Annotated in this window: 13 protein-coding genes and 2 pseudogenes; 5 read left to right on the top strand and 10 right to left on the bottom strand. The window is 41.7% G+C overall.

The features are described from left to right. Positions 1 to 146 precede the first annotated feature (146 nt). Together rplY and OH455_RS01125 are read left to right on the top strand one after the other, a co-directional pair. A complete protein-coding gene (rplY, locus tag OH455_RS01120; RefSeq protein WP_006962536.1) occupies positions 147 to 425 on the top strand; it encodes a 50S ribosomal protein L25 in 279 nt (92 codons plus the stop codon). Between the two features lie 324 nt (positions 426 to 749). Beyond that, positions 750 to 887, top strand: a complete 138-nt coding sequence (locus OH455_RS01125; protein WP_269980023.1) for a hypothetical protein — start codon at positions 750 to 752, stop codon at positions 885 to 887. Between the two features lie 135 nt (positions 888 to 1,022). Here OH455_RS01125 and OH455_RS01130 read toward each other — a convergent pair whose 3' ends face one another. Then, a complete protein-coding gene (locus OH455_RS01130; protein ID WP_269980024.1) occupies positions 1,023 to 1,619 on the bottom strand; it encodes a hypothetical protein in 597 nt (198 codons plus the stop codon). Positions 1,620 to 1,771: 152 nt separating this feature from the next. On the opposite strand from OH455_RS01130, the pseudogene OH455_RS01135 reads away from it, so the two are divergent. Continuing rightward, positions 1,772 to 1,933 (top strand): annotated as a pseudogene (locus tag OH455_RS01135) (IS4 family transposase); the annotation flags it as partial. Between the two features lie 140 nt (positions 1,934 to 2,073). Here OH455_RS01135 and OH455_RS01140 read toward each other — a convergent pair. Beyond that, a complete protein-coding gene (locus OH455_RS01140; protein WP_269980026.1) occupies positions 2,074 to 2,937 on the bottom strand; it encodes a hypothetical protein in 864 nt (287 codons plus the stop codon). A gap of 159 nt (positions 2,938 to 3,096) precedes the next feature. Here OH455_RS01140 and OH455_RS23350 point away from each other — a divergent pair. Beyond that, a pseudogene (locus OH455_RS23350) lies at positions 3,097 to 3,458 on the top strand (IS4 family transposase); the annotation flags it as partial. Between the two features lie 93 nt (positions 3,459 to 3,551). Here the strand turns inward: OH455_RS23350 and OH455_RS01145 are convergent. The 7 genes from OH455_RS01145 to OH455_RS01175 form a co-directional block, all read right to left on the bottom strand. Then, positions 3,552 to 4,145, bottom strand: coding sequence for a DUF4304 domain-containing protein (locus OH455_RS01145; RefSeq protein ID WP_269980027.1), 594 nt, complete (start codon positions 4,143 to 4,145; stop codon positions 3,552 to 3,554). 254 nt (positions 4,146 to 4,399) lie between these two features. Further along, entirely contained in the window at positions 4,400 to 4,894 is a 495-nt protein-coding gene (locus OH455_RS01150) for a hypothetical protein (protein WP_269980028.1), read from the bottom strand. Between the two features lie 940 nt (positions 4,895 to 5,834). Then, positions 5,835 to 6,122, bottom strand: coding sequence for a type II toxin-antitoxin system RelE/ParE family toxin (locus tag OH455_RS01155; RefSeq protein WP_269980029.1), 288 nt, complete (start codon positions 6,120 to 6,122; stop codon positions 5,835 to 5,837). Then, entirely contained in the window at positions 6,119 to 6,400 is a 282-nt protein-coding gene (locus tag OH455_RS01160) for a type II toxin-antitoxin system Phd/YefM family antitoxin (protein ID WP_269980030.1), read from the bottom strand. The genes OH455_RS01155 and OH455_RS01160 overlap by 4 nt, the downstream gene beginning before the upstream one ends. Positions 6,401 to 6,745: 345 nt before the next feature. Beyond that, entirely contained in the window at positions 6,746 to 7,786 is a 1,041-nt protein-coding gene (locus OH455_RS01165; RefSeq protein ID WP_269980031.1) for a DUF2860 family protein, read from the bottom strand. Between the two features lie 82 nt (positions 7,787 to 7,868). Then, positions 7,869 to 9,083: a sensor histidine kinase gene (locus OH455_RS01170; protein ID WP_269980032.1), complete on the bottom strand. Its 1,215-nt coding sequence runs from the start codon at positions 9,081 to 9,083 to the stop codon at positions 7,869 to 7,871. After that, the gene (locus tag OH455_RS01175; RefSeq protein WP_269980033.1) at positions 9,073 to 9,735 is read right to left on the bottom strand and encodes a response regulator transcription factor; all 663 of its coding nucleotides are present in this window, start codon (positions 9,733 to 9,735) and stop codon (positions 9,073 to 9,075) included. Before OH455_RS01175 ends, OH455_RS01170 begins: the two co-directional genes overlap by 11 nt. A 103-nt stretch (positions 9,736 to 9,838) precedes the next feature. Between OH455_RS01175 and OH455_RS01180 the strand changes: the two genes are divergently transcribed. Next, positions 9,839 to 10,969 carry a fumarylacetoacetate hydrolase family protein gene (locus OH455_RS01180; protein WP_269980034.1) on the top strand — a complete coding sequence of 377 codons (1,131 nt, stop codon included), beginning with the start codon at positions 9,839 to 9,841 and terminating at the stop codon, positions 10,967 to 10,969. Between the two features lie 186 nt (positions 10,970 to 11,155). Here OH455_RS01180 and OH455_RS01185 read toward each other — a convergent pair whose 3' ends face one another. Then, positions 11,156 to 12,250 (bottom strand): alpha/beta hydrolase, encoded by a 1,095-nt coding sequence (locus tag OH455_RS01185; RefSeq protein WP_269980035.1) that lies wholly within the window; start codon positions 12,248 to 12,250, stop codon positions 11,156 to 11,158. Between the last annotated feature and the right edge of the window lie 165 nt (positions 12,251 to 12,415).

Genomic DNA, 12,415 nt, shown 5'->3' on the forward strand with positions numbered 1-12,415 from the left:
TTTCTATTGCGGGAAAAGCAAGACAGTGATAGTATCCGCGCTCGCTTGAAGAGTTACTACCAATTACTCGAAAGCGTTTACCACATTCACGCGAGGTCGCATCGCAGAATGTGACGTTATTTTTTTCATATTTGAGAGTAAATACTATGAAATTTGAAGCAGTAGTACGTACTGAACTAGGTAAAGGTGCGAGCCGCCGCCTACGTCACGCTGGTCAATTCCCTGCTATCGTTTACGGTGGTGAGGCTGCGCCAGTATCTATCGTTCTTAACCACGACGACGTTGTTAACCAAATGGACAAGCCTGAGTTCTACGAAGGTATCGTTCTAGTGATCGACGGCGCAGAAGTTAAAGTTAAGCCACAAGACGTTCAGCGTCACGCTTACAAGCCAAAAGTTGAGCACATGGACTTCATCCGCATCTAATTCCCTACCAAGGAATTAAATCGGATTTAATCCAGCCTTTTGCATATAAGATAATCGGACTTACCAACCGAGAAATCTAAAAATTCGAAACCCCGATGCTACCAACATCGGGGTTTCACCGTTTCTAAGCCCTCAAAAACGCTCTCAACTCTCTTCAACTTACTGAAACTTCGCCACTTTAACTCACGCGACAATAGCCACATCATTTATAGGCCTATTAGGTCATGTATGAGGGTGCCTCCAAGAACATCTAAACGGTTTGCGAGTAAATCCTACATCAGTGTTGCACTTCCGATTAAATCGCTTACTAGTGAGCCTACAGGAATGGATAACAAGACTTTTTCCGAGCAAGAACTGCTTGAAGGATTAGATGCTTATACTGCACATGCAGATGAGTGGGCGGATCTGGTTAAGGAAGAGGTTGGTTTGGATGAAATAAACGAAGATGGCAGCTACGAATAGAGCATTTAGTAGCAGCTGCTTAGCTTTAAATTGACCTGAGGGACTAACTCATTTTTAAACAAAAGCACGTTAAAGTATGGATTATAACGAGCCAAAATTGAATTAGAAAAAGTATCTTGAAGCATTAAATGCTTGTTAACTATTTTTTAATGGCTTCCCTTGTAGGTTTACCGCTTTGTTGATGGTTCCCCAGAGCATATTAGTTCCCCACAAGATAACTACAAAATAAATAAGCCAAAATGTAAGTGCGAGGTATACAGTAGCCGCATCATTAACTTGATATATGATTAAACCCCAAACCAAAGACAAGAATGCAAGTAAACCAAAGCCTACACTCACAATTCTCAGTTTTTCAATCATTCGTTTTTTACGAGTTGAAACTATTTCAGTTAGAGAAAACTCATTAAGTTCTAAGTCGACAGTGCAATACCTACCATTTATTCTGCCATAATGCTCAAGTTTTAAGAAAGCACCGGGTTCATTTAAAAACCACTCTATTTCACCCTTAGTTAACTCTGCCCTTGTAATTCCATTGAGTAAAATTAGTATCTCCGGATAGTTGTTATCAAGGTCACTTGCGAGTCCCTTAATTGTGGAATACTTGCTGTGTAGCTCTTTGGCTTGTTCTCCTCTTATACTTTTTAGCTTTTGGAAGGTAATTAAAAGAGTAGTGATACTAACCATTATCCCAACTAAACCAGCAAGTGGAGTTATATAATTACTAATGTCCATGTAATTCCCTTAAGATAGTTAACGCCTTGCTCTTACGAATCCCCTCATAATTTCTATATAAAACAATGAGTAGACGCGCATCGCTCATTCTGATCTAATGAATTTCGCCAAAAACACTCCTGATTAAATGGATTTAATAGAGAGCCCTAACGATGCGCGACATTCAAATTCTACAGCAAACTATTGAGAATCAATGCCCTGAAATTCACAAAAAACGACTTAAATCTCTGATACTTGCAACCAAAGCGGTTCTTGATGGTTCTGATCTAACACTCATCAAAATTGGAAGAGCTCTCGACACTAAAAATCCAATTGGGACAGACACCTTAACAATCCGTGCTTAATGACTGAAATGACAAAGCGAAGTAGATAACTTTGTTGTTCGAAAAGCATTGGCTGCTCGCGCAGCCAACAGGATGTTATTGCCTATTGACAGGCAGAAGGCTCATATGTGTTATACTGTTGGTTCATGCTGCTCTGCTTTATACCTATCTATTGACGCGCGAATCGTTTCTTTTGATTTAAACTCAGGAGAGCATGAATAGAGTAACCATTCATGAATCAGGTCAGGCTTTCCTCTAAAAGCAATAAATGAGAACAGCTTCGCGTACCTTTGAAGTTCCTTTGAGTCGGTATAGATACGAGTTCTGACAAAAGCTCTTTCGTACGCCAGAAAATAATAGAATGCGTATACATATGGCAATAGGGATACGGATAACAACATTGGTACCAAGAAGTCTCGAAATGTATCAACACTGATAAACTTCCCCGGAGCTAGGTAAATGTTTTGAACAGAGTCTATAAAAATTATGATCCCCACGATACCTAAAATATAGTCACATACTTTTTTGGCTAATATATACTCAGGTTTATTTTGAGCAAAAGTGCTACAGCAAGCCAATAACGTCGCCATCGTTACAAGAAACAACTCGGCAACAAAGCTGTAAGAATGGAAAGCTACAAGAAACTCAACCAATACGATGAGCTTAACTTGAGAGCTTAATGAGGTTTGCAGATACTTCCTAGGATCAGTGATTGCTGTGGTATTCATAAGTTGTACAAAACCGATGAATATAAACCATAGTATCGTATTTTTCAGTTGCCCCACGTTCCACACATCAATGTAAGACAGTAGATATACAACCAATAAAATATACACTAGCAAAAAGCCAGTTATAATAAGAATAGCTTTTTGGAACAAAGACTTGAATGCTAACTTAACAGCTATCAATGTATCTTCACTTTTAATGGAAGCCCACACAAAAAAAGCAATAATTAGAGTGGCAGAAGCTAACTCTCGATTATTAAAAATGTCCAATCATCCTCCCAAGCTAAAAAACTGTATAACGCCCTATTCTTACGAATCCCCTCATAATTTCTATATAAAACAATGAGTAGACGCACATCGCTCATTCTGATCTAATGAATTTCGCCAAAAACACACCTGATTAAATGGATTTAATAGGAAGCCCTAACGATGCGCGACATTCAAATTCTACAGCAAACTATTAAGAATCAATGCCCTGAAATTCACAAAAAACGACTTAGATCTCTGATACTTGCAACCAAAGCGGTTCTTGATGATTCTGATATAACACTCACCAAAATTGGAAGAGCTCTCGACACTGATACCACAGTGAAACATGCTATTAAACGTATCGACCGATTACTTGGTAATCGCAATCTGCACCGTGAAAAGAGTTCATATATAAATGGCATGCCTCCTTTATTACCCGTGCTAATCCTTTTCCAGTGATTCTGGTTGATTGGTCGGATGTTCGAGAGCAACTGCGCTATATGACATTACGCGCTTCGGTATCGGTTAAAGCAAATTCAATTGGGACAGACACCTCAATAATCCTGGTAACCTCCAATTAGTATTGAAGGTGTCCACTAGATCGGTTCAACGACACGGGTCAGCTTGATTGCCTGTTATGGCTCAAGTACACCATGCTTCTTACCCCACGATTTAATGCGTGATTTTGCGAGAGGCTTTTCTTTTAACGCAACAACAAGGTGAACTTTTGACCCAGAAATATCTCCTTGATAAAGCGAAATTACTGCCGCAAGCAGCGAGTTTCGACTGTTAACGGCTGATACCTTAACATTATTTAGATCGGACATTTTGTCTAGCCATGGCAAACAAAATTGACGAGCCTTAGTAGCCAAATCTGATCCAACTAAGCTCAACTCTGATTGAGAATCAACTTTCCACCAAATATCTTTATTTTCACTAGTCAGTGACCCTATTCGCTCACGTAGTGTGCAGTCATACTCTTTCGGCAGTCCTATAAACTTTGGAGATTCAGCCAATTTAGCTATTTCGGGGAAATAAATGCCAATATTAAGGGTAAAACGTCCGGCCTGACCGTTATTCCATTGACTAGCTTGAATGTTAATTACTTCTATCCGGTTATCGTGCTCTCTATAGAAATTGCGCCCTTTCTTTTTAAATCCTGATTGCTTTAGGAAAGGTGCAAGCTCCATTTTTATAACAGCATCAATTACCTTTGAGATTTCACTCATTTCGCAAATTCCTCTTGAGCCATAACATTCATAACAACAGGCAGTCTCGTTTTTCTCTGCCTGACTTGCCATTAACCTATCATAAGCGACTAAAAATTAATGAAAATTCGTAAAACTATACATCATATCAATATATAAAGGCGTGCGTGGGGGTATCTTAGTAAGAAGAGTAAAAACTCTATTACAAACAATAATTTAGAGCGAGCACCCTACTCCAAAGCTCAGTAATTCTGTGCCTGCTCGTTGATGGCCAATCAACGCGAGGTGAGAGTTTGATCTTGCTTAAGCGTTTTCACGATGCCGTCTCGCTGACTATCGCTCAGCGGAAACCAACGGTTTTTCTGGATCTGCGGTTCAGACAGTACCTCAAGCAATGCATCTGGGCTGAGTTTCGCCTTCCCATACGCCACCAACTCAATCGGCTGTGCGCACAAAGACTGTAAACGACAAATACATTGGTCAACGTCTTGGGTAAAACACAAGTTATAGGCATTTTGGTTCTGCATCTTAACTAAACAAAGATCGGTAATATCACGAGATGGGGAGCAATGCTCGGTAAAGCGATTGAGTTGCGCTTGTCTAATAATCGCTTCGAGCCAGCTATATTTAGACGTTTGTTTAGGGTCGGGCCCATTGAGCAGCGTCGATAAATCACGCATATGGGAGCGAATCGATTCCGGCTCGGTGTGAATGCGATAGCAAATAGAATTGAGGACTTTCAGAACATGATCGTCTGTGAGCTTTGGCATGGTAACCTCCAACAGGAAAACATTTCCATCACCACACAGAGACCCCATAACAAAGGGTGGTGAACTGAACAAGGTTGGAACTACCGGAACATTCGAAACGGCCAGCCGAAGCTGCCTCGCCCAGCCCACCGTAATACCGAATCGAATTGCGCAATAACTCAGCAATTCGGGTTTCGACGGATGCGCCGAAGCACACATAGCGAAAGCCAACAGTTCAGTTAGCTACTATGCGTAGAATGTTCAACAGGGTTCCAATCCCGACACCGGATTTTGCCAGTGCTTTTGCAGGATATCGCTGGGGTTCAGAAGAGTCAACGCTTTCAGCGCGAAGGCCGATTAACTGGTCAAAAATCAGTATCTTGTATAGAGGTGTGTTAACACTGTGTTGAGTAAAGGATGGGGGTTAGACAAGGCCGTCACAGAAAACGGTTTCTATTGTTTGAGGCTGAGAAGAGATACCCACCAAGAAAGCAAAGCTTACCAAGATGTGACGAACGATTTAGGGCGTTTTTGGACAAAAGCACGTTAGAGTATGGATTCTAACGTGCCAAAATTGGATTAGAAAAAGTATCTTGAAGCCTTAAATGCTTGTTATGCCTAAACTTCTAACGTATAGATACACATTAATTGCTCTTTGTTAGGCACATCTAGTGTATTGCATACTTTCTGCCTCAACGTAGCACCCAAACGCTTCAAGATCTTGATACTAGCCGAATTGCTTTCTAGGCAATGAAACTCAATCACTCGAACGCCATGCTCGTTTATCAAATAAGTGCAAAATTCAATTGGGACAGACACCTTAACAATCCGTGCTTGATAGCCGAAATGACAAAGCGAAGTAGATAACTTTGTTGTTCGAAGAGCATTGGCTGCTCACGCAGCCAACAGGATGTTATTGCCTATTGACAGGCAGAAGGCTCATATGTGTTACAACGCAGTTTTACACATCATCTTCCGACAACATTTGACGACAATTACGAACTGTTAGTACGCGGATTTCATGACTTAAGCTGTAGATAATACGATAGTGACCGAAAATAATTTCACGATAATTCGTATGAGGCATTTCAGGAACAAAGCGCCCCATCTCAGGCATACTATCAAGTAGTTCAGTCTTATCAAAAACTTCGTTTACCCACTTTTCTGCCGCAGATGGGTTATCCAAAGAAATGAACTCCGCTGCATCGCCTAACTTTTGAAGCGCCAATGGAGACCAAACTACTTTCATTTTTTAATGCGCCCCAAAACTTGAGCACGCGCATCATCATTGGAAACGCCAAGACCTGAAGCTAATTGAGCTTCCGCTGTCCGCATTTCTTCCAGTAATTCGATTTTCTCTTGCATTGCTTCATACTCAGCAACGTCAAGGACAACAGCAACACCTTTGCCACGTTGAGTAATTAACAATGGACGGCGAGTCTCATTGATTTGTTTGATGTAAGAAGCTACACCTGCGCGAAACTCAGACAACGGCTGAATGTCTTGATCGAAATGAATACGACTCATATTGAACTCCAAATGGTACAAAATAACGTACAAATAATAGTTCAACTAACAGTTATGAGCAAGAAGTTGATTCTGCGTTGTAACGCCTTGCTAACGGGCGATAACGCTAGACCACCCAACTTCAAATCTGTGCCCTAGACGCTGAAGCTGATTTGCATGAAAGTGGCCAAACGTTAGGAGTCCCTGTTAAGAAATCCAATTGGGACAGACACCTTAACAATCCCTAGATTAGCTATAGAAGTGTCAAATCACGGCGAGTAATTTTCTCTATCAAAATCATAAAAAGAGGGAAATGAAACTGAAGAAGCATCAGTGCCATTTACCCACTTTCACTACGTTGGTTTTTCAGAATTGATATTGCATTCCTAAAGTGACCAAGTATTCATCATGGTCATAAAAATCAATGTTAGCGTCAGTGATGTCCCACCCACCTCTCGCAATGAAAAGTGTATTCTTCCAATCAAATGGCATTGCATATATGTAAGTCGCTGACACACCGAGCTTCGTATCTTCCCGAGTTCGCTTCCAAAGAGGGTTTGTGTCGTCGAATTTTTGAAGTCCCACGCTGCCCGCTAGCATTGTAATATGTCGCCCGTTTCTTAGTTGAAACTCAGCTTCTGTACTAATACGCTGGCTCTTTAATGCCGAACCTGAAGCATCAACATCTAGGTAATTGATCAACCACTCGATTCCCCACGACTCATTTAAGTCAGTCATGTAATTTAGTTCGACATAGCTAAGATTCGAATTTCTATCGAGCGCTGCTAGACTGTCTTCTTGGTCCAGCGAATACTTCCCGCGAGCTAATTCAAGAGACCAATCTGAACCCAAAACTCGGTCATAGTTCAAAACAAGGCCTTGCACAGCAGCGTTTGTTGTCGTTCTATCTGATTGCAATTGATAAGGGTTTTTCCAGACTTCTTTCTCCAACAACCCCGGCACCACACCAATCGCTATATTTGAGCCGTCAGTCAAATAATGACGATATCCAGCTTGCGTGTAAAAGTCGCTCGCCATTCCAACAATATCGGTTTTAAAATACACTTCATTTGATTCATCAAAACGATAGTTAAGATCCCAAAAAGGGATAACAACCGCTTCATTCTGCCGTTCTTGAGAACCCGAATAGTCAGTAATTTGAGCTTGGGACTCAGTATCCATCACCGAGTTAGTACCATCTACCCCCGTAAAAAGACTGACACTACCGTCAAAGCTAGCTGTGTTTTGTTCGTCTGCATACACTGTAGAACTAGCCAACACGCATCCAACCGCCAACAGCTTATGGTAACCTTTTAGTGTGAATGATTTGGTCGCCTTGTTTCTCTGTTTAGAACTCAACGAAGGCGTAAATAAAACTGGGGGAATTAACAAGTTTGAGTGAATCATCGTACTATCCTTATGTGCTTAGATAGCCAGACTCTACTTCGGCTTGTGTCACAACAAAGTCACAAATCACTGATTAACTTGTTTAAAAATAAATCACAGCCTTCGCTTTGTGAGATGTCACAGACAAATGATAGCGCCAGTTGGCACTCTTACAGACAGCGGTAATGATTTCATCTCCATGACCAAAGCCTTGCCCATCGTGTTCCCTAACATCATTTCCAATCACAAGTCGCCGTCCTTTTAACTGGATGAATATATAGCTATCGGTGTAACTCATCGCATTACGGATAAGATTCGCGATAATGACCTTTGCAAAATAACTTTCTATTTCAACATCCGACAGTAAAACTTGGTCTAGTTGGATACTTCGACCAGAAAGCAAAAAGTGATGCTGCTCGATCGTTTCATTAATGACTGACTGTAGTGACTTTTTTGGCTGAATCCCCTTTTCTTCCCGACCGAGTAACAAAAAGGTATTGATCAAGTTATCCATCTCTTTATTTGCGACTTGAACACGGCTAATTATTTGCCGTTTTTTATCATCAACTTCTGCGATTTGCAGCAGATCGGTCGCCCCTAGAATCACATTAACCGGCGTTCGTAATTCATGGCTGGCAAAGCGAGTAAACTGTTGCTCTCGCTTCAAAAAGGATTGAATCCTAGAATAGGCTTGGTGGTAAGTCCGATACAGTGCCCCAATTTCATCTTTACGCGACGAAATCGCACTATCATTAACGTTGTCAGACGGGTGTTGAATTTGATGGACCAAAAGGTCAATTGGACCACTAAAATATCTTGAAAGCAAGTGAGCAGCAACCAGTCCCAATACAAACACAACGACCATCATGTACCCAACATAAGCCATCACTCCTTCGCCATAATCGACCATGTGGGGATCCAGCTCAGGGAAATAGACAAAGTGAAGCAATTTTTGTTGGAACGGTGACATAAAAGTCACCGTATGAGCATCGCTGAGCTCAAACTCTTCTATCCCTATGCTTGTTATACCTTCAAGAAAACTCGGTTTGTTATCGTCTTCAAATTGATAGACGGCAAGGAATTTATCTTCCGGACTAGCCCACTCTCCGACCACTAACGATGTTTGTATCCATTGCTGTTGTAGCAACTTTACGCGCTGGTTAATAAAACTGTCTGCGGCGATTTCGGTAGCCGCCCATGCAATCACTCCGATCGCAATGACCACCAGCAACATCAAAGCCGACATTACGGTAAAGACTTGATGCCTAAGGTGACCAAAGTACCATTGTCTGAATGAGCGTTTCACATTAAACATCATTAAGTCGATATCCTTTGCCACGCTCTGTAACCAGCATCCCTTCTGGTAATGCCTTTCTAAGGCGGTATATTTGAGTGCGTAATGCGCTCGTTTCTTCGGGCTCATCGCCTTTCCAGATTTCATACGCAATGTCTTGATTATCGACGAGTTTGGGGGCTTTTTTTATGAGTAAACAAACGATACGTTTTTGAGTTGGGTCTAGAGCAAGTTTTTCATCATTAGCCGTGACAGTATCGGTACCGACATTATAAACCAAAGCACCATATCGAAACTCTGGGCTTAAGCGGCGTTGATTTCTCGCCTCGAGTGCTTCAACTCTAGCGTGAAGCTCTTGTAGCTCAAACGGCTTCACCAAATAGTCATCCGCGCCGGCTTTGAAGCCTGCTAATTTATCCTCAAGCGTATCCCTCGCGGTCAAAAAGATAATGGGTATATCAGCGTGACGACCCGCACGAATAGCGCTGCAAGCCGTTAAACCGTTCATTACTGGCATCATAATATCCAATATTATTAGATCAAAGCGCGACTCATCTAACAATTGAATGGCGGCCTGCCCATTATACGCAAAGTCAATATCGTGACCAAAGAGCTCTAAATAATCACTTAAATTAGCGGCGGTTGCGTGGTTGTCTTCTGCGACAAGTATTCTCATGTAATTTCCTTTTCAATGACTACTGTATTAGCGCGAAGATTGGTGACGTAATTGTGACATTGGCAAGCGTACTGTGATCACATCAACCAAACGGAGAGTTAAAATGAAAGTATCACCAAAACTAATCAGTTTCACAGCACTATTCGCTTTGTCGTCAATCAATTATGCTCATTCGACGGAAATCGCACCCTCTGACGTTGCCCTTACACTCGCACAAGTACTCAGCCCATCAGGTCAAACCCATACGTATTTAGTCACTGAATCTACGGGAAAAAGTGTAAAAGCGATCAATCTAAGTGACCATTTTGACTATTACCCGAGCGAAGCACTAAGCTTTGTCGATCGATACGGCTATAGCACTTTGTCTGACGTACATTACGACCTCCCAGTCACATCCCTAGACTACAAACAACTACTCGCAGCAGGCGGGCAAGGATCTGAACATATCGCAGCAGGCACTAACTACTTAGAACATGGTGAAGAAGCAGATATTGACGAAGTCTTCCTATTTCCTAAGTTTTCCAAGCCAACACCAAACCACACCAAGATCCGCTACCAAAAGGATGTACTTCTGGATTACGAGGTAGAGCTGTGTATGCGGTGGATTAAACCTATAAATAGCCCTGAACAAAGCGATGGTTATGCGGGGCTATTTGTATGTGGTGACTTTACTGACAGAGCGGAGCTGTTGCGGAAGATTGATGTCGACAACGTTACATCAGGTCATGGATTTAGTGATGCGAAAAGTGGAGAATCACGCTTCCCAACCGGACCTTACATTGTGGTTCCCAAAGATTGGAACTCCTTCTTAAAGAGCGTATCGCTAGCCACCTATGTCAATGGTGAGCAGCGCCAACAAACCGCAGCTTCCGAAATGATTCGTGAACCTAAATCTCTTATTGAGATGATTCTAGAAAAGGGAGAACAGCCTATCTGGCGATATCAAGGTCAAGACGTCACGTTATTCGACCAACAAGGGATTAACCCAAACCAAAATCTAGTTACAGGTACGCCGGCGGGTGTCGTTTACAACACGCCAGGATGGGGTTACAGAATATCGAAATCCATCAAGTGGATCGCAACCTTTTCATTCTTAGATTCTGGTCCGGTAGACTATATTTTGGAGCAATACATCGAAGAAAGCTTTGATAACAAAAGTTACTTGCAAGCTGGCGATAAGGTGCAGCTCACCGGCACCTATCTGGGAAGCATAGACGTCGATATTACCAACTAGACACCCAAACCAACGATACTTTAATCTTAGCTTGCTCATTGTTTGCTGAACTCCATAGATACACGTGCCTGATTAGTCGGCGCGTGTATCAATAAAACTTCTGGTGTACAAGCTTGATACGAATGCAAATCTAATTGGGACAGACACCTTAACACTACATACGCCTTCTTTTGGCTTTAAAAACCTCTAACTTTGCTTATCATCCGTGGCGGCGTGATTAGCCAGTTTATCTTTTAACGCTTCGTTTTGAGCCGCAATTTCATTAAGAAACAAAGAGTTATTTTTCTTTGCAAGCAACAAGGCCTTTTCAGATGCATCCATGGCTTGGTTTAACTCATTATTCAGTGAATATGCCGTTGCTAAACTATCCCAGAGAATTTCTGATGCACCAAAGGTCTTAACGCCTTGCTCTAATATCTCTACTCCCCAATCCACTTTGCCTTCATAGGCCGCTTTTAATCCGTAGACATTATATTGGTGAACCGACATCGGAAACGTATAGCCGTACTCATTTGATTTTGCCAAATAGAAAGCTTGCAACTCTTTCAATGACATCACGTCTACTTCGGGTACTGCATTCCACCCATCAAAAATAACTTTAAGTGCTTGGCTATTGCCTATTAAGGGGGTGCTATCGTGAGTTTCATTGGGGTAGTTTGCATGAGCCCAAATGACATTATTGGGCGATTTTCTGTTGAGTGATTCTATCATTGAGCTAAATGCATCTTTCATTTCACCGGGCTCATTCGCTAAGCTCAAGAACCACTTTACCGGCTTTTCTCTCTCCAGTTTTTGATACTTTGAATATTCACTGATGAGCGTAGCCTTGTCCCACCACAAACTCGGACTGATAGAAATAGCCGCATTAAACTCCGAACCATCACTCAAAGCTAAATAACTGGTGAATAAACCCGATAATGAGTGTCCTGAAATCACTTGATATGGTGCTAAGCGATAATGCTCTTTTATCTTATTAAGCAGTTCATCTTGTAAAAATTTCTTGTATAACTCTGCTTGTCCAGATCGATTTTTATACTGTTCGAGCTCAGTGTGAGTATAGAATTTTAGTCGGTTGTAAGGGGTGTTTACACCGACCACAATCATCTCAGGAATGATGGCATAAGTACTTAAGAAGCGAACACTTGCCGCAATATGTTCAAACTGAGTCGAACCATCCAGAGCTATCAATACTGGATATTTAAAACTATCGGAATGTTCGTATGTGTCTGGTAAAGATACTTGAACGGTGACTTCTTCATTGATTGTCTCTGAAGAAAACATCAAGCTCTTCGTACCCCCAAAAGAATACGAAGAAATAAATATCAGGGTTAGATAGATTAGTCTCATACATTCCTTATGGCTAACCCCCTAATCAGGGGTTGTTGCCTGTGGGCTGAAATGTGAAGTAAAGCGAAGCGGAACCCAGCCAACGGTTAACAGCTCCTG

The organism is Vibrio sp. T11.5 (assembly GCF_027587155.1).
GTDB lineage: Bacteria > Pseudomonadota > Gammaproteobacteria > Enterobacterales > Vibrionaceae > Vibrio > Vibrio neptunius.